This window comes from Cellulomonas sp. HZM (assembly GCF_000708885.1).
Taxonomy (GTDB): Bacteria; Actinomycetota; Actinomycetes; order Actinomycetales; family Cellulomonadaceae; genus Cellulomonas.
Genome location: NZ_JEOE01000024.1, coordinates 1 through 17,935 on the forward strand (window position 1 = coordinate 1; position 17,935 = coordinate 17,935).

General features: G+C 71.0%; 11 protein-coding genes. 5 read left to right on the forward strand and 6 right to left on the reverse strand.

The features are described from left to right. Positions 1-210 precede the first annotated feature (210 nt). Positions 211-2,160 (forward strand): DNA helicase RecQ, encoded by a 1,950-nt coding sequence (recQ, locus tag AW16_RS0112295; RefSeq protein ID WP_081861646.1) that lies wholly within the window; start codon positions 211-213, stop codon positions 2,158-2,160. Positions 2,161-2,241: 81 nt separating this feature from the next. Here the strand turns inward: recQ and AW16_RS0112300 are convergent, their stop codons facing one another. The 4 genes from AW16_RS0112300 to AW16_RS0112315 form a co-directional block, all read right to left on the reverse strand. Then, on the reverse strand, positions 2,242-4,809 hold the full coding sequence (locus AW16_RS0112300) for a discoidin domain-containing protein (RefSeq protein ID WP_029290792.1): 2,568 nt from the start codon (positions 4,807-4,809) through the stop codon (positions 2,242-2,244). Between the two features lie 417 nt (positions 4,810-5,226). Then, positions 5,227-7,905, reverse strand: coding sequence for a discoidin domain-containing protein (locus AW16_RS0112305; protein WP_051681910.1), 2,679 nt, complete (start codon positions 7,903-7,905; stop codon positions 5,227-5,229). Between the two features lie 107 nt (positions 7,906-8,012). Further along, on the reverse strand, positions 8,013-9,413 hold the full coding sequence (locus tag AW16_RS0112310) for a DUF1996 domain-containing protein (protein ID WP_051681911.1): 1,401 nt from the start codon (positions 9,411-9,413) through the stop codon (positions 8,013-8,015). A 231-nt stretch (positions 9,414-9,644) separates the two neighbouring features. After that, positions 9,645-12,347 carry a discoidin domain-containing protein gene (locus AW16_RS0112315; protein ID WP_197021617.1) on the reverse strand — a complete coding sequence of 901 codons (2,703 nt, stop codon included), beginning with the start codon at positions 12,345-12,347 and terminating at the stop codon, positions 9,645-9,647. 479 nt (positions 12,348-12,826) lie between these two features. On the opposite strand from AW16_RS0112315, the gene AW16_RS0112320 reads away from it, so the two are divergent. Together AW16_RS0112320 and AW16_RS17210 are read left to right on the forward strand one after the other, a co-directional pair. Then, positions 12,827-14,011: a LacI family DNA-binding transcriptional regulator gene (locus AW16_RS0112320; RefSeq protein ID WP_081861644.1), complete on the forward strand. Its 1,185-nt coding sequence runs from the start codon at positions 12,827-12,829 to the stop codon at positions 14,009-14,011. A gap of 104 nt (positions 14,012-14,115) precedes the next feature. Beyond that, positions 14,116-15,534: a serine hydrolase gene (locus AW16_RS17210; RefSeq protein ID WP_034649036.1), complete on the forward strand. Its 1,419-nt coding sequence runs from the start codon at positions 14,116-14,118 to the stop codon at positions 15,532-15,534. Here AW16_RS17210 and AW16_RS0112330 read toward each other — a convergent pair. Together AW16_RS0112330 and AW16_RS0112335 are read right to left on the reverse strand one after the other, a co-directional pair. Next, complete coding sequence (locus AW16_RS0112330; RefSeq protein WP_051681912.1) at positions 15,515-15,835, reverse strand: DUF2316 family protein; 321 nt, start codon at positions 15,833-15,835, stop codon at positions 15,515-15,517. The two genes, AW16_RS17210 and AW16_RS0112330, sit on opposite strands and share 20 nt — an antisense overlap. A gap of 52 nt (positions 15,836-15,887) precedes the next feature. After that, the gene (locus tag AW16_RS0112335) at positions 15,888-16,352 is read right to left on the reverse strand and encodes a tRNA (cytidine(34)-2'-O)-methyltransferase (RefSeq protein ID WP_156044161.1); all 465 of its coding nucleotides are present in this window, start codon (positions 16,350-16,352) and stop codon (positions 15,888-15,890) included. Between the two features lie 79 nt (positions 16,353-16,431). Between AW16_RS0112335 and AW16_RS18805 the strand changes: the two genes are divergently transcribed. Continuing rightward, complete coding sequence (locus AW16_RS18805) at positions 16,432-17,052, forward strand: DUF6318 family protein (protein WP_231496037.1); 621 nt, start codon at positions 16,432-16,434, stop codon at positions 17,050-17,052. 230 nt (positions 17,053-17,282) lie between these two features. After that, on the forward strand, positions 17,283-17,891 hold the full coding sequence (locus AW16_RS17215; protein ID WP_034649054.1) for a PKD domain-containing protein: 609 nt from the start codon (positions 17,283-17,285) through the stop codon (positions 17,889-17,891). Positions 17,892-17,935 lie beyond the last annotated feature (44 nt).

Sequence of the window (17,935 nt, forward strand, 5' to 3'; positions counted from 1 at the left end):
ACAGGAGGGAGGTGGGGACGGGCGTGGTCCACAGGGGGGTCCGGCGTGTGGGTCGTGGCTCGTAGGGTTGCTGCCGTGAACCCCGACGACGACTTCGCCTGGCACCTCGAGGAGCCGCCGTTCGACCCCGGGTACGACGAGGTGCCGTCCGGGTACGACGAGGCACCGCCCGAACCCGAGCGGACGGGCCGTCGCCCGGCTGGTACGCCCATGCCCGCTACCGCCGCAGCGTCCGGCGCCGGACCGATGTCTGCGACCGTTCCGGCGTCCGTCGTCGTCGGCGGCACCACCGGCGACGACGGCCCCCGGCCCCACCCGCTCGACGTGCTGCACCGCGTGTGGGGGTACGACCAGTTCCGCGGCGAGCAGGCCCAGATCATCGAGACCGTCGTCGGCGGTGGCGACGCGCTGGTGCTCATGCCGACGGGCGGCGGCAAGTCGCTGTGCTACCAGGTGCCCGCGCTCGTGCGGCCCGGCACGGGCGTCGTCGTGAGCCCGCTCATCGCGCTCATGCAGGACCAGGTCGACGCGCTGTCGGCGCTCGGCGTGCGGGCCGGGTTCCTCAACTCGACCCAGGACCCGGCGCAGCGCCGCGCGGTCGAGCAGGCGTACCTCGCGGGAGAGCTCGACCTGCTCTACCTCGCACCGGAGCGCCTGCGCGTGCGCGAGACGGTCGAGCTGCTGGACCGCGGCACGGTCGCGCTGTTCGCGATCGACGAGGCCCACTGCGTGTCCCAGTGGGGGCACGACTTCCGGCCCGACTACCTGCAGCTGTCGATGCTGCACGAGCGCTGGCCCGACGTGCCGCGGATCGCGCTCACGGCGACCGCGACCGAGGCGACGCACCGCGAGATCGCCGAGCGCCTGCAGCTGGGCGACGCGCGGCACTTCGTCGCGAGCTTCGACCGGCCCAACATCCAGTACCGCATCGCCCCGAAGGACAACCCGCGCAACCAGCTGCTGACCCTGCTGCGCGAGGAGCACCCCGGCGACGCAGGGATCGTCTACTGCCTGTCGCGCTCGTCGGTCGAGCAGACCGCCGAGTTCCTCGCGGGCCAGGGCATCACCGCGCTGCCGTACCACGCGGGCCTCGACCGGAACGTCCGCGCACGCAACCAGGCGCGGTTCCTGCGCGAGGACGGCGTCGTGATGGTCGCGACGATCGCGTTCGGCATGGGCATCGACAAGCCGGACGTGCGGTTCGTCGCGCACCTGGACCTCCCGAAGTCGGTCGAGGGCTACTACCAGGAGACGGGCCGTGCGGGACGCGACGGGCTGCCGTCGACCGCGTGGCTCGCGTACGGGCTCGCGGACGTGGTCCAGCAGCGCCGGCTCATCGACACCTCGGAGGGGGACGCGGCCCACCGTCGGCGCCTCACGCAGCACCTCGACGCGATGCTCGCACTGTGCGAGACGGTCACGTGCCGGCGCGTGCAGCTGCTCGGCTACTTCGGCCAGGCGAGCGAGCCGTGCGGCAACTGCGACACGTGCCTGATACCGCCGGACGCATGGGACGGCACGGTCGCGGCGCAGAAGCTGCTCTCGACGATCGTGCGCCTCGACCAGCGCGGGCAGCGGTACGGCGTGGGCCATCTCGTCGACATCCTGCGCGGCAAGCAGACGCCACGCGTGCAGCAGCTGGGGCACGCGTCGCTGTCGACCTTCGGCCTTGGCGCGGACCTCTCGGACGGCGAGTGGCGGGGCGTCGTGCGCCAGCTCCTCGCGGCGGAGCTGCTCGAGGTCGACACCGAGGGGTACGGGACGCTGCGCCTGTCCCCGGGCTCGGCCGACGTGCTGCGGGGCGAACGGACGGTGCCCTTGCGCCGCGACCCCACGGCGGGTTCTGGCCGCACGCGGCGCGCACGCGGCTCGTCGACGCCGGCCGCCGACCTGGCCCCGGGGGACGTGGGTGCGTTCGAGCGCCTGCGCGCATGGCGTGCGGCCGCCGCGCGCGAGCAGGGAGTCCCCGCGTACGTGGTGTTCCACGACGCGACGCTGCGCGAGATCGCGAGCCGCATGCCCGGTTCGCTCGACGAGCTGGGCACGGTCTCGGGCGTGGGGGCGACCAAGCTCGAGCGCTACGGCCCGGGCGTACTGGCGGCGCTGGACGAGTCGACGGCGCCCGTGGGAGCGGCGGCGCAGGCCGAGCAGACCGACTAGCACGGACCGGTACGGCGACCCGGGGCCCGTCGCGCGGCGACGGGCCCCGGGCACCGGTTCAGCCCCGGTTCGGCGCCGGCATCACCCCGAGTACTCGTTCACGTACGCAGGGATCGTGTCCGTCCCCTGCGCGACCCCGCCCGTCCCGTTGATGACGTGCTGGATCGTCCCGTTGCCGCCCAGCGACACCGTGAGGATGTCGTGGAACCGGACACCGGGTCTCGTCGGCGCCTGGAAGCCGGAGTCGACGACGATCGAGGGGTCGACGTTGAAGTAGCAGTACACGCCGAGCCCCCACGCCTCGTGGGTCGTCACCGAGTCGGCGACCCGGTACCCGGCGTACCCGCGACGCGAGCCGTTCTGCCACGCCGCCTGGTTGGGCACGTCGTAGGGCAGCTCGTTCTGGTAGAAGATCGTCCGCCCGTTGTTGCCGTTCCAGAGGGTGTTCTCCTTCTGGTAGTGCTCGACGAACAGCCCTTCGCCCAGGACGTCGTTGCCGTTGACGACGAGCCCGTAGTCGCCGGGGTTGGCGGTCCAGCCGACGCCGGCCCCGTGGTCGGCGCGCCACGACCAGATGTGGTCGACGATCGTGTCGTCGGAGTTGACGACGATGGCCGAGCCGACCTTGCCCGGGATGCGGCCGCCGATCCGCACGAACACGTCGTGCAGCGACACGGGGTTCGACGCACGGTCGGTGTGGTTGCCTGCGGTGCCCACCTCGAGCATCGCGGGCGACTTGGTGACGCCGGCGTCGAACAGCACACCCGCGATCTTGACGCCGTTCACGTCGCCGACGCGCATCGCGGTCTGCCCCGCCGTCGGTACGACCGTCGCGTACCCGAGCCCGAGCACGACGGCGTCGGCCCGGTTCACCTCGATCGTCTTCGTCAGCTCGTAGACGCCGGGCGTGAGCAGGAGGTTGAGCCCCTGCGCGAGCGCGGCGTTGATCCGGTCCGCGCTGTCCCCGGGCTTCGCGACGTAGAACTGCGAGAGCGGGATCGAGGTGCCCGGTGTGTTGGGCCACGAGACGCCGCGTGCGTTGGTGCGCAGCGACGGCACGAACACCGACAGCGACCGCCAGTCCGTGCCGGTGCCGGACTGGTAGAGGTACGGCTTCTCGCGCGAGACGGGGGTGGTGGCGAGCACGGTGTGCGACGGGTTCGGGAAGTGCTGCGCGGGCGAGCCCGCCACGCCCGAGAACACCATGTTCCACACCGAGCCGTCCCAGCCGCCGAGCTGCGAGTCGCGTGTGTACCACTGCTGCTGCGAGTAGGACCGCGCGGTGCCGTCGACCTTCGAGTCGGCGATGTAGCCGCCCGAGGCCCAGCCGTACGACGACGGCGCGACGTTGAGGTTGCCGGCGACGTGCACGCGGCGCATGGGCGCGGCCTGCGCGACCGCCCAGCGGGCCTCGCCCGTGGACGGCGTGATCTTGAGGTTCTCGACCGACCGCCAGAAGTTCTGCGTCGCGTTCCCGTCGAACCACTGCGCGTCGACCCACACACCGCCCGTGATGTTGACGTCGTCGGGGTTGCGGCCGAGGCCGGAGATCGAGGTGTTGAAGCCGATGTTCGCCTGGACGCCGTACGTCCCGGGAGCGAACAGGAACTGGTCACGCCGGGTCCCGAACTGTGCCGTCTCCTGCGCGGAGAACGTCGAGTCGAGCACCGACTGGATCTGCGCCTGCGACATCGCGGGCGTGAACACGTGCACGTTGGCACCGAGGTCGCCGCCGCCCGGGATCGGGTCGGTGGGCGTCGTCGTGCCGGATCCGGTGGCGATCTGGACCTCCCAGAGCGAGTAGCCGTACGCGGTCGCGCGGGCCGTCAGGTCGAGCCGGACGTAGCGCGCGGATGCCTGCACGGCGACGTCCTGGTTGCCGCCCGTGCCGTTGGTGACCGTCGCGGCGGTGCTCCACGTGCTCGCGTCGTTCGACGTCAGCACCCGGAACGCCTTCCCGTAGGCGGCCTCCCACCGCAGCGTGACACGGCAGAGCTGCTGAGCGGAGCCGAGGTCCACCTGCCACCACTGCGGGTCGGAGAACGCGCTGGACCAGCGCGTCCCGAGGTTGTTGTCCACGGCCGCCGAGGCGGGCGTGCCCGCGTTCTCGGTCGACGACGCCGTCGCGGTCTTGCCCTGCGCGACGTTCGCCGTGCCGCAGGTGCCGGGGTCGGTCGTCGTGCCGGGGGTGCCGAAGACCTGCAGCTCCCACAGCGAGTACCCGTACGCCGTGGCCCGCGACGTGAGCGCGAGACGCACGAAGCGGCCCTGGCCGGTCACGTTCAGCGACTGGTTGCCGCCGGTGCCGTTGGTGACCGTCGCGAGCGTCGTCCAGCCGCTCGTCCCGTCGTCGGACACCTGCACCGTGAAGGCCTTCGCGTACGCGGCCTCCCAGCGCAGGTCGACCCGCTCGAGCGACGACCGCTGGCCCAGGTCGACCTGGATCCACTGCGGGTCGGAGAACGCGCTGCTCCAGCGCGTCCCGGTGTCGCCGTCGACCGCGAGCGCGGGCCCGAGCCCGGCGTTCTCCGACGACGAGGCCGTCGCGGTCCTGCCCTGCGAGAGGTTCACGGCCGCGGCCTGGGCCGCACCCGCGGTCGAGACCAGCGCGGCGCCCGCGACGAGCGCGGCGGCGGCGAGCCCCGCCATCGCGCGTCGGGCTGCTCGTCGGGCCGAGTGCCGGGCGCCTCGTCGAGCCGGTGAGGGTGGTGCTGTTCCGATGGTGTGCATGCGTGCATCCCTTGGCTGCTGCGGCCGCGACGCTGCGACCGCGCGGGACCGGGAGACGCGCCCGTGCTCCACGTCGAGCACGGGCGCCGGTACGACTCCCGGTCGGAGCGGAGCTGGGGTGGTCGCGCGCAGAGAGCGCTCTACGGCTGCCGGGGTGTGGCGCTCGTAGGAACGAGGTGGAGAGCAGGCCCGGTGCGCGCGCACCGCTCAGGGACGCACGCTAGACGGACATTTCGCCCGGCGGAAGGGGTTGACACGAATCACCTGTGCCGACGCGGACGCACCACGGGCCCGGCCCCCGCACGGAGGACCGGGCCCGAGTGGCGTCCTGCGAGGTCAGCCGCCGTAGCTCGTCACGGTCGCGGGGACCGTGTCCGTGCCCTGGGCGGTCGGGCCCGTGCCGTTGATGACGTGCGCGTACGTGCCCTTGCCGCCGAGCGAGACGGTCGACAGCGAGTGCATCTTCACGCCGGGCGTGATCGGTACCTCGAAGCCGTTGTCGACCGTGATCGACGGGTCGGTGGTGAACACGCAGTACGACCCGAGCCCCCACGCCTCGTGGTTCTTCACGTTCGCCGCGACCTTGTACGCGGCGTACCCGCGGATCCCGTCGTGGCTCCACGCGGCGACCGACGGCGGGTCGTACGGGAGCTCGTTCTGGAAGAAGATCGTGCGCCCGTTCTCGCCGTTCCAGAGCAGGTTGTACTTCTGGTAGTGCTCGACGAACAGCCCGTACCCGTTGACGTTGTTGCCGTTGACGATCAGGCCGTAGTCGGCGACGTTGTCGGTCCACCCGGCGCCCGCGCCGTGGTCGGCACGCCACGACCAGATGTGGTCGATGATCGTGTTGTCGGCGTTGACGACGATCGCGTTGGTCGTCTTGCCGGCGACGACGCCACCCACGCGGATGAACACGTCCTGGATCGACTGCGGGTTGGCCGAGTGCGACGTGTGCGCACCGGAGGCCCCGATCGTGAGGATCGTGTTGGACTTCGTCGTGCCCTGGTCGAACAGGAGCCCCGCGATCTTGATGCCGTCGACGTCGGCGGTCTTCATGCCGTCCACGCCGTTGTCCGGGATGATCGTCGCGAGCCCGAGGCCGAGCACGACGGTGTCCGCCCGGGTCACGTTGATCGTCTGGTCCGTGTGGTAGACGCCGGGCGTGAAGATCAGGTTCAGGCCCTGCGCGAGCGCCTGGTTGATCGTCGCGGCGCTGTCACCCGGGTGGGCGAGGTAGAACTTGTCGAGCCCGATCGACGTGCCCGGCGTGTTCGGCCACGTGACGCCCGTCGTGCCGCTCCGCAGCGACGGCACGAACACCGCCCACTTGCCGTCCTTCCAGTACAGGTACGGCTTCTCGCGCACCGCCCCGGTCGTCGCGAGCGTCGTCACGGCCGGCGACGGGAACGACGTCGCCGGTGCGTTCTGGGTGCCGGAGAACACCATGTTCCACAGCGTCCCCTCCCAGCCGTTGCCGAGCGTCGAGTCACGCGTGTACCACTGCTGCTGCGTCCAGGCCGACGTCTTGCCGTCGATCTTGGAGTCGGCGATGTAGCCACCGGACGCCCAGCCGTAGGCCGACGAGTTCAGCGCCAGGTCGCCCTTGACGTGGACCCGGCGGAACGGCGCGGCCTGCGCGACCGCCCAGCGGTCCTGACCCGTCGAGGGCGTGACCGCGAAGTTCTCCGCGGAGCGCCAGAAGTTCTGCGTCGCGTTGCCGCCGAACCACTGCGCGTCGACCCACACGCCGCCGTTGATGTTCACGTCGTCGGGGTTCTGGCCGGCGCCGCTGATCGCGGTGTAGAAGCCGATGTTGGCCTGCAGGTTGTAGGTGCCCGGAAGGAACAGGAACTGGTCCCGCTCGGTGCCGAACTGGTTGGACTCCTGCCGGCTGAAGACGTCGTTGACCTTCGTCTGGATCGCCGACTGGTCGTCGGTCGCCTTGAAGACGTAGACGTTGGGCCCGAAGTTCGGGTTCGCCGGGTCCGCCCCGGGGATCGTCGGACCCGTCGGGGTGGTGGTCGGCGTCGGGGTGGGCGTCGTCGTCGAGCCGCCCGTGCCTGCGAACACACGCACCTCCCAGAGCGAGTAGCCGTAGCCGGTGCCGCGCTGCACGCCCGCGATGCGCACGTAGCGGCCCTTGCCCGAGACCGCGACCGACGCCTTGCCGCCCGTACCGGCGGTGACCGACCCGATCGTCGTCCACGACGTGCCGTTGTCGGACGCCTGGACGTTGTACGCCTTGCCGTACGCACCCTCCCAGTCGAGCTCGACCTTGCAGAGGTCCTGCGACGAGCCGAGGTCCACCTGGAGCCACTCGTCGTCCGTCGAGGCGCTCGACCAACGGGTGTTGTCCTTGCCGTCGAACGCGTTCGCGGCGACGTAGTCGGAGCCGGTCTGCACCGACGAGGCCGACGAGGCCTTGCCGAGCGCCACGTTCGTGGTGCCGCACGTGCCGGAGGGGGCGCTCGTCGTCGGCGTGCCGGTCGTCGGGGTCGTCCCGTCCGAGCCGAACACCTGGAACTCCCACAGGGAGTACCCGTAGCCCGTGCCGCGCGTGGTGCCCTGCATGCGCACGTAGCGGCCGCTGCCGGACGCGGCGACGGTCTGCGTGCCGCCGGTGCCGTTGGTGACCGTCGCGACCGTGGTCCACGTCGTGCCGTTCGTGGACGTCTGGATCTGGAACGCCTTGCCGTAGGCGGCCTCCCACTGCAGCTTGACGCTCGAGATCGTCTTGACCGAGCCGAGGTCGACCTGGAGCCACTGGTTGTCGGTGGCCTGGCTCGCCCACCGGGTGGTCGTGTCGCCGTCGACGGCCTGGGACGCGGCGAGGTAGCCGGAGTTCTCGGTGCTCGACGCGGTCGCGGTCTTGCCCTGGGACAGGTTGACGTCGGCGGCGCTCGCGCTGGACGCGATCGACCCGACGATGCCGGCGGCGACGAGCGCGGCCGACAGCCCGGCGGCGACCAGCGCGAAGGGGCGCCGGCTGCTCCGGGTGGTGGTGGCGTGGTGCATGGCAGTCCTTGCTGTTCGGTGCCGGCCGCGTTGCCGGCGGTGAGGGGTGTTCGGGACGACGAGGGCGCCGGGGGCCGCGAGCGCGTCGCGGCCCCCGGCGTCTCCCGTCAGGGGATGAGGTTGTTGTTGGCGTCGAGCACGCCGCCGGCCCACGGCTTGTACAGGTCGAAGCCGTGCGGGTTGCACTGGAGGCCGCCGTTGATGCAGTGCTCCGTGAGCGCCTTCAGCACGGCCGGGTCCCAGCCGTTGAAGAAGTCGTAGTGGAACGAGTAGCCGCGCCCGCTCGAGAACGCGACGTTCGACAGGTTGCCGTCGACCGGCCACGAGAGCTTGAACTCGATCATCGGCACCGGGACCGGGTGGTCCGCAGGGCACTCGCCGTTGACCGGGTACGCCATGTGGCTCTTGTGGTTGGCGGAGTCGAGGTTGACACCGTCCCAGCAGCTCGGGGCCTGGTAGCGGATGTTGAGCTTCGAGCCCGTCGGGCAGCTCGCCGTCGGGATGTCCCAGTTGCGCGTGCTGTCACCGCACTCGAAGCCCTCGACGGTGCCGGGAGAGTTCTTGAACTCGTCCTGCGTCGCGAGCATGTTGCCGACGACGAACCGCAGGCCGGCCGGGAACGGCTGGACCTTCTTGTAGTCGATGATCCCCGACTTGTAGTAGATGGTCTGCTCGTCGGTGGACACGACCTGGTTGCCGTTGCGGAGCAGCGTCGGGAACCAGTAGGCCGAGCGGTCCTGCGGGACCGTGCAGCTCGTGGTGGCGTTCGTCGCGAGCAGCGACGCAGCCGTGGTCTGGGCGTTCGTCGTGCTGTTGCCCATGAACGTGTGGCTGTGCGACGCACCGGCCTGGCCCGGGAAGACGATCGGGTCGTCGGGGAGCACGTGGTTCGGCACGCAGTTGGCCTGGAACTCGTGGTGCGTCACCGTCGTGTCGGCTCCCGGAGGGGCCGGGGGCAGCGGCTTGGGCGTCGTCGGCGGCGTCGACGTCCCGCCCGAGCCGAACACCTGCAGCTCCCACAGCGAGTAGCCGTAGCCGGTGCCGCGCTGCGTGAGGTTGAGCCGCACGAAGCGCGCGGTGCCCGATGCGGCGACGGTCTGGTTGCCGCCCGTGCCGTTGGTGACGGTCGCTGCCGTCGTCCACGTGGAGCCGTCGTTGGACAGCTGGACCTGGAAGGCCTTGGCGTACGCCGCCTCCCACTTGAGCTGCACGTTGTCGATCGTGGCGCTCGAGCCCAGGTCCACCTGGATCCACTGCGCGTCGGACCACTGGCTGGCCCAGCGCGTGCCGGTGTTGCCGTCGACCGCCTTGGACGCGACGAAGTCCGCGCCCTCCGCCGACGAGGACGAGGCTGCCTTGCCCTGCGAGATGTTGACCGAGGCGGCCTGCGCGCCGGACGCCAGCGCGGCGACGACGCCGGTGCTGACGAGGACGGCGGCGAGTCCCGCCGCCAGCCAGGCCCTGGTTCGACCGCGCGCCGGAGGTCGCGCGGAGGTGTGGGTGCCCATTGAGGTTGTCTCCTTCGGTGGTGCGCCTGGACGGCCGGGGTGGCCGTGTGTGCGTCGTGCGTGCGGAGCGTGGGCTGCGACCTGTGCGGTCCGTGGGCTGCGGTCCGTGATCTGGGCTGCTGTGCGTGCGGGTCCCGGCCTGGTGACCGGGGGCGGTCCGGGTGGGGCCGCAGCCCACAGCCCCACCCGGACCGTTCTGGGGCGCGCCCGACGAGCGGGCACGCAGCTGGATCAGGCGTAGACGCCGAGCTCGTACAGCGAGTAGCCGTACGCGGTGCCGCGGGTCACGCCCTGCAGGCGGACGTAGCGGGCGTTGCCGTTCACGCTGAGCGTGTCGACGTTCCCGTCACCGTCCGTGACCGTCTTGATGGTGGTCCAGTTCGAGCCGTCGTCGGACGTCTGGATCTGGTACCCCTTGGCGTACGCCGCCTCCCAGACGAGCTGGATGGTGGTGAACGTCTTCTTGGCGCCGAGGTCGACCTGGATCCACTCGTTGTCGGTCCAGTTGGACGCCCAGCGGGTGGTGTAGTCGCCGTCGACGGCCTGGCCGGGCGACCAGTTGCCGTTGTACTGGTCGAACGACGACGCCGTGGCGGTCTTGCCCTTGGCGATGTTCGTGCCGTTGACGGCCGGCGGGGCGACCCGGAACGAGACCGTCTGGACGCCGACGTTGCCCTTGCCGTCCTCGGCGAAGATGTACGCCTTCCACACGCCGAGCATCTGCGGGGCGGTGAACGTGTACACGTTGCCGGTCTTGGTGAACGGCACCTCGAGCAGACCACCCGCGTCGTTGATCGGCTGGCTGTTGAGGAACACGTGGTACGAGATGGCGTCACCCTGCGGGTCGCTGATCGCGGCACGCATGGTCACCGTGGAGCCCGCGACGATGTTCGTCGAGCTGTCGATCGACATCGACTGGAACGTCGGCGGGGTGTTGACGCCCGCCTGGCCCGCCGAGCCGCCGTACATCTTGGCGATCGCGTAGTAGCTCAGGCGCTTGTTGCCGCCGGGGATGACGTTGAACCAGATGCCGCCGAAGTCGCCCTCGGTGCCGTAGTGGAACATCGTCGCGCCCAGGGCGACGCCCTTGTGGGCCGCGAGGCAGTTCCACGACTTCACGTAGCCGTTGGCGTTGTCCTGGTCGGTGCCCTGGTTGGCGATCCCGTTGACGTCGGGCTTGGCCTCCCACGAACCCTCCGGGCCGCCCTCGGTGAGGATGTACGGCTTGGTGTAGCCGCCGTCGATCCACGTCTGCTTCGTCGCGCACACCGCGCCGTAGCTGTTGAGGCCGTAGAGGTCGAGCGCCGGGGCGTTCGCCTTGAGGTACGGCCACGCGCCCGTCCACGCGTCGGTCGACGTCACCGGGTGGTTGGGGTCGATCGCCTTGATCTGCACCGCGACGTCGTTGACGAACTTGGCGTACGCGTTGCGGTTCTGCTCGACGCCACCACCGGTGGTGCCGCACGAGCCGAGGCCCAGCAGCGACTCGTTGCCGACGTCCCACATGAGCACGCCGGGGTTGTCCTTGTACGCGCGGACCTGCGTGAGGATGTCGTTCATCGAGTTGGCCTTGTACGTCGCGTCGTTGACGTAGTCCGGGCAGCCGCCCGAGCCGGGACCGCCACCGGGTGCGAGCCAGAAGCCCGCGATGACGCGGATGCCGTTCGCGGCCGCCTGGTCGAAGAGCGCCTTGCTCCCCGCGTCGGTGCCCCACGTGCGGATCGTGTTGACGCCCATCGCCTTGAGGTTGGCGACGTGGTTGGGGAAGTCGGCGACCGAGGGGCCCCAGGTCATGCCCTTGACGACCCACTGCTTGCCGTTGACCTGCAGCGCCCAGTTGCCCTGCGAGCCCGCGACCTTGACCTTGCCGTCGGCCGGGCCGTCGGGGACGTTCGGGTTGGTGAGGTCACCGTCGGGGTTGGTCGGCGTCGTCGGGTCCGTCGGCGTCGTGGGGTCCGTCGGGTTCGTCGTGCCGCCCGACGAGGTGTTGACCTGGACCTCCCACAGCGAGAAGCCGTAGCCCGTGGCGCGGGTCTGCAGGTTGAGCCGCAGGTAGCGCCCCTTGCCGACCGCGGCGAGCGTCTCGTTGCCGCCCTTGCCCGCGGTCACCGACGCGATCGTCGTGAAGCCGCTGGTGGCGCTGTCCGAGACCTGCACCTGGTACGCCTTGCCGTACGCCGCCTCCCAGCTCAGCTTCACCTGGCAGACGTCCTGCGACGAACCGAGGTCGACCGTCCACGTCTGGTTGTCCGCGGCGGAGCTCGCGAAGCGCGTGTCGGCCTTCCCGTCGACCGCGAGGCCGGCGACGTAGCCAGCACCCTCGGACGACGACGACGTCGCGGTCTTGCCCTGCGCGACGTTCGTCGTACCGCAGGTGCCGCCCGTCGGCGTGGTCGGGGGCGTCGTCGTGGTGCCGCCCGCGGTGCCGTAGACCTGGAACTCCCACAGCGAGTACCCGTAGCCCGTGCCACGGGCCGTGCCCTGGATGCGGACGTAGCGGCCGCTGCCCGAGACGGTCTGCGACTCGTTGCCGCCCGTGCCGTTGGTGACGGTCTTGATCGTGGTCCAGCTCGAGCCGTCGTTCGACGTCTGCAGCAGGTAGCCCTTGCCGTAGGCCGCCTCCCACCGCAGGTCGACGCGCTCGATGCTGTCGACCGCCCCCAGGTCGACCTGCAGCCACTGGTTGTCGGTGGCCTGGCTGGCCCACCGGGTGCCGTTGTCGCCGTCGACGGCGTTCTTGGCCGGCAGGTAGTCGGCGTTCTCGGTCGAGGACGCGGTTGCGGTCTTGCCCTGCGAGAGCAGGGTCGGGGCCGCCTGGGCGGCCGCGATGGGCACGGTCAGCCCGATCAGCGCGAGCGCGCCGGTCGCGACGAGCGCCGCGACCCTCCGGCTCCGCGACGAGGCCCCGCGGGGGGTGGTGGACAGTGGTTGCACGGATCTCTCCTCTAGGGGCTGCCTCTCGACGACGGGGCCCGGGGTCCGACTGCTGCGTCGGGCCCGCGGGGCGCCGAGTTCGTCGTCGAGCTGGCGGCCGGTCGATGCGGGTGGTGCCTGGGGTGCTGGCTGGTGCCTGTGCTGCTTGGTGCGTGTGCTGCTTGGTGCGTGTGCTGCTTGGTGCTGGCGGCGTCTCGTCGATGAGGCGCCAGCGGGACTCACGTTCCCGCAGCGGGCTGCTGAATCTGGGAGAGCGCTCTACCACCGGCACGGGGTGCGACGCCGGGGAAGAGTCCGGCGAGGAGGCCCGATCAGGCGCCCACGACGTCTCCTTCGTTGGAGCTATACCCGGATTTCACCCGTTCTCGGGCATCCCGTCAAGCCGAGAACGTGCCCCGATCGGGTAATGAGTCCCGAAATGGCCACCCGAACAGCCCTGTCGCGGGAGAGCGCTGTCCCACCGCTGCTAGCATCCGAGCATGGGACAGGACCGGCACGGCGCAGCCCCGCCCGCCGACGAGCCACCGCACGCAGGAGCCGCAACCCTCGAGGCGACGCCGCCTCAGGGGACGCCGGTCGTGCCAGCAGACGAGCAGCCCGGGGCACTGCTCGACGACGCATCCGCCGCCAACCGCTCGGGGGGCGCCCCGACGCTCGAGGACGTCGCCCGCGTCGCCGGGGTGTCCCGCGCGACGGTGTCCCGCGTCGTCAACGGCAAGCGTCGCGTCGCGCCCGAGATCCAGGAGGTCGTGCGCGCCGCGATCGCGACGGTCGGGTACGTGCCCAACCTCGCCGCGCGCTCGCTCGTCACGCGGCGCACCGGCGCGGTGATCGTCGTCGTGTCCGGGGCCGAGGAGGCGCACGCCGACGGCAGCACGACGATCGACTTCGCGGACCCGTTCTTCGGACGCGTCGTCGGCGGGATGCTGCGGGCCCTGCGCCCGCGCGACGTCGACCCGGTGCTCATGCTCGCCGAGACCGAGGCGGACCGGCAGCGGGTGATCTCGGCGCTCAGCAACGGCAACGCCGACGGCGCGCTGCTCGTGTCGACGCACTCCGAGGACCCGCTGCCCGAGCTGCTCGTCCGCGCCGGCATGCCCGCCGTGCAGTTCGCCCGGCCGGCCCAGCAGGTGCCGATGAGCTACGTCGACGTCGCCAACCGCGACGGCGGCGCGCTGGCTGCCGCGCACCTCGTCGACCGCGGGCGCAGGCACGTCGTCGCGATCTCCGGCCCGCTCGACGTCCCCGCCGCACGCGACCGCCTCTCGGGCTTCCAGGACGAGATGGCGCGCCGCGGCCACCCGTGGGTGCCGACCGTCAACGGCAACTTCACGTACGCGAGCGGCGTCTCCGCCATGCAGGACCTCCTGCAGCAGGAGGCGAAGATCGACGCCGTGTTCGCGTCGAACGACCTCATGGCTCTCGGCGCGATCGAGGCGCTGCACGACCACGGTCTCCGCGTGCCGCAGGACGTGTCCGTGGTCGGGTTCGACGACTCGTCGGTCGGTGCGCTGTCCCGGCCCGGCCTGACGAGCGTGCGGCAGCCCATCGAGGAGATGGCGTCCGAGATGGCGCGCATCCTGCTCGACACCATCGCGGACCCCGACCGGCGGGTCACGTCGGTGATCTTCGAGCCGACGATCGTCGTGCGCGGGACCAGCTGACTCCGCGCGCGGTGGGATCCGGTTCGCTCCACGAGCCAGGTCCCACCGATGGCCGCGCGCTTCCGCTCGGTCGGGTCGGTGCGCCGACGTGGCACGATGCGGGGATGCCTGGTCGTCGTCGGCTCCCCCGGTCCGTGCCCGAGCACCAGGGGGTCTCGTCGGCGGCGCTGCTCGCGCTCGTCGACGCGCTCGTCGGCCTACCGGAGCTGCACTCGCTCATGGTCGTCCGGCGGGGGCACGTCGTCGCCGAGGGGTGGGCCGCGCCGTTCTCGTCGGACCGCCCGCACCTGCTGTACTCGCTGAGCAAGAGCTTCACGTCCACCGCCATCGGGCTCGCGTGCGCCGAGGGGCTGCTCACGCTCGACGACCTCGTGCTCGACCACTTCGCCGACGTCGCGCCCGCCGAGCCTGACGACCGCCTGCGCGCGTTGCGCGTGGGGCACCTGCTCACGATGACGGGCGGCCACGGGACCGACCCGAGCGACGCGGTCCTGGAGTCCGACGACTGGGCCCGCACCTTTCTGGCGACTCCCCTCGAGCACGACCCGGGGACCACGTTCGTGTACAGCACGTCGTCGACCTACATGCTCTCGGAGCTGCTGCAACGCCGCACGGGGCGGCGCGTCACCGAGTTCCTCGCGCCGCGTCTGCTCGAGCCGCTCGGCATCGAGGGCATGACGGCCGAGCGCTCCCCCGCCGGGATCGAGGTCGGCGGGTCGGGCATGTCGGCCACGACCGAGGACATCGCGCTCCTCGGCGAGCTGTACCTGCGCGACGGCGTGCTCGACGGCGTGCGGCTGCTGCCCGAGGGGTGGGTCGCGCAGGCCACGAGCGCCCAGGTGTCGACCGGTCGTGACCCGTCGAGCGACTGGGGCCGGGGGTACGGGTACCAGTTCTGGCGGTGCCGGCACGACGCGTTCCGGGGCGACGGCGCGTTCGGGCAGTTCTGCGTCGTGGTCCCCGCGCTCGAGCTCGTCGTCGTGCTCACGAGCGGTCGCTCTGCCATGCACGACCAGCTCGACGCCGTGTGGGAGCACCTGCTGCCCGGCGTCGCGCCCGACGAGCTGCCCGCCGACCCCGCCGGGCACGCGGCCCTCGTCGACCGGCTGGGATCGCTGCGGCTGGACCCGCCCGCGTCGGTCGCGGCGGTCCCCTCCCTCGACGGACGCACCCTCACGTTGGAGACGAACCCGATCGGGCTGACGTCCGTGCGTGTCCGGCAGCTCACGGGGTCCGACGAGCTGACGCTCACGTTCGTCGACCGGACCGAGGTGCTCGTCGCCGGGCACGATGTGCCCGCGCGCAACCTCGTGCGGGTCACGCGGACCTACGCCGAGGAGGCGCTGCTCACCGGGGCGTGGACGGGCGACGGGGAGTACACGCTGTTCGCGCGGTTCGTCGGCGGACCGCAGACCCTCACGCTGCGAGCGCGGCTCGACGGCACGGAGGTGCAGGTCAGCGGGGCGTTCAACGTGAGCTTCGGCCCGCTGGACACCCTCGCGCTCAGGGGGTCGCTGGTCTAGCGCGCACGTCGTCGAGATCCGCGATGCCGAACCAGCCGCGGGCCGCGTCGCGCATCTGCTCGGTCAGGGACGTGAAGGGAAAGACCTCCCCGCCCGCCGCCTCGACCTCGGCGACGAGGTAGTCGCGCACCAGCCAGGTGGTGGCGGGGTGGACGTCGTCGTCCATCGCGAGCACGGCGTCGAGGTCCCGCTCGCTGATGCCGAGGTCGCGCTCGACGTCCGTCGGCGTGCGGCCCGAGCGGCGGAAGTTCTCGGCGAGCTCGTCGCGGGTGCGCCGGCGCTCGGATGCGTTCAGGGACACGGTTCCTCCTCGTCGTCGGCCGTTCTCGACCGTACGCCTGCTCGCCCCGCCGTCAGACCCCGCCGGGGAACCCGAGCTGACGCCACGCCTCGTACGCCGCCACGGCCGCAGCGTTGGACAGGTTCATCGAACGACGACCGGGCAGCATCGGGATGCGCAGCTGGTTCGTGATGCGCTCGTCGGCCAGGACCTCCGGCGGGAGGCCGGTCGGCTCGGGGCCGAACAGCAGGACGTCGCCGTCGCGGTACTCCTGCGTCGCGTAGCTCGTGGTCGCCTGCGTGGTGAACGCCAGCACGCGCTGGTCCGGGAGCTCGTCCCACAGGGCCGTCAGGTCCGCGTGGACCTTGACGTGGGCGAGGTCGTGGTAGTCGAGGCCGGCGCGGCGCAACTTCGCCTCGTCGAGGTCGAAGCCGAGCGGTTCGACGAGATGCAGCGTGGCGCCCGTGCCCGAGACCATGCGGATCGCGTTGCCCGTGTTGCCGGGGATGCGGGGCTCGAAGAAGACGACGTGCAGCACGTGGGCCATCTTGTCTCGGTTTCCACAGGATGGTGAGAAGCGGCCACGGGCGGTGTCGGGTTTGGGTAGGTTCTGCGGCATGCGCAGGGGATTCGTGGTGGCGGCGGCTGTTGGTGGTGTTCTCGAGTTGGCTGGGTGCACGGGCGGCGACGCGGTGGCGGAGCCTCCCGCGACGGCCCCCACGTCGATCGCGGCACCGACGCCCTCGCTCGAACCCACGCACACGTCGACACCGCCCACGACGACCACGCCGACGCGCCGGCCGACGTCGATCGCCACACGCCCGGAACCCCCGGCAGACCTCAACGATCACGGCGAGTCGGGAGCCATTGCAGCGGTCAAGTACTTGGTATCTCTCTACGCCTACATGAATGCCACCGGAGACACGAAGGACTGGCAGCGCATCAGCGACGACGCGTGCCAGTTCTGTGCCAGCGCGGTCGCGAACGCCAACGAGCTCTCGAAATCTGGCACACATGTCGAGGGCGGTGAGATGACGGTCAAGGTCGGCGAGAAGCTCAAGGTCGCGGACTGGTCGTACTCGATCACGACGAAGCTCCACGAACGCGCTTCGACGACCGTCGACGATGCGGGCACGGTCGTGGACCAGCAGCCCTCTCACGACTACGCCACGGTGTTCGTGGTGCACCGCGTCGGGTCCAGATGGGTCGTCCGCGGCGTCGACAACGTGAACTCGTGATCGCGGCGACAGCTGCTCTCGCGACCGTCGCGGTCACGCTCCTTCCGATGACTCCGAACGGTGGCACGAGCTGGGGCTCGAACGCGTCGGACGATCACGTCACGATCGGCGGCGTCGACGGAGAGCGTGCTCGGATCGAGTCCAACCGTCGTCCACCCGAGGAACGCGTCGTGGAGTACAAGCGCGCTCCGGGGTGCCGCGGGAATGGGGTCGACTTCAGTGTCACGGCCATGACCCCACTCAACGGAGATTGCGCAGGAGGCACCGACGACCCGATCGCATGCGAGGACGGCCCGGGCCTGCAGCCGCTCTGGCGTCGCGAACGAGCCTCCGTCACGGCCGCGTGGCAAGCATGGACGTTGGTCATCTGGATCGACTGTCCCGAAGACGTCTTCGTCCTGTCCGTCGAGGACTTCCGGGTGCTGCCGCTGGCGAAGCCTGCGCTCACGGTGCAACCGGACCGCGGGTGGGTGCTGGTGAACAAGGAGACGATCGTCTTCACCGACGACGTCACCCAGAAGCTCACCACCGAGGTCCTCGGGCAGAAGATCGACGTCGAGGCCGACGCCCAGTCCTGGACCTGGAACTGGGGCGACAAGACCAGGGACCTGACCACCACCGAGGCCGGCAAGCCCTACCCGCACCAGACGCTGTGGCACACCTACGACCAGCTCGGCACCGTCCAGGTGACGCTCACCGCCACCTGGAAAGGCCGCTGGCGCCTGGCAGGCCACACCACCTGGCACGACGTCCTGGGCACCGCCCAGACCACCGCCACCTCCGACCCCTTCGAGATCCGCGAGCTCCGCTCACGCCTCGTCGCACCCGAAGACGACTGACCGCACAACCAGCGTCGCGTCCTCGCATCCCGCGGCCATACCAT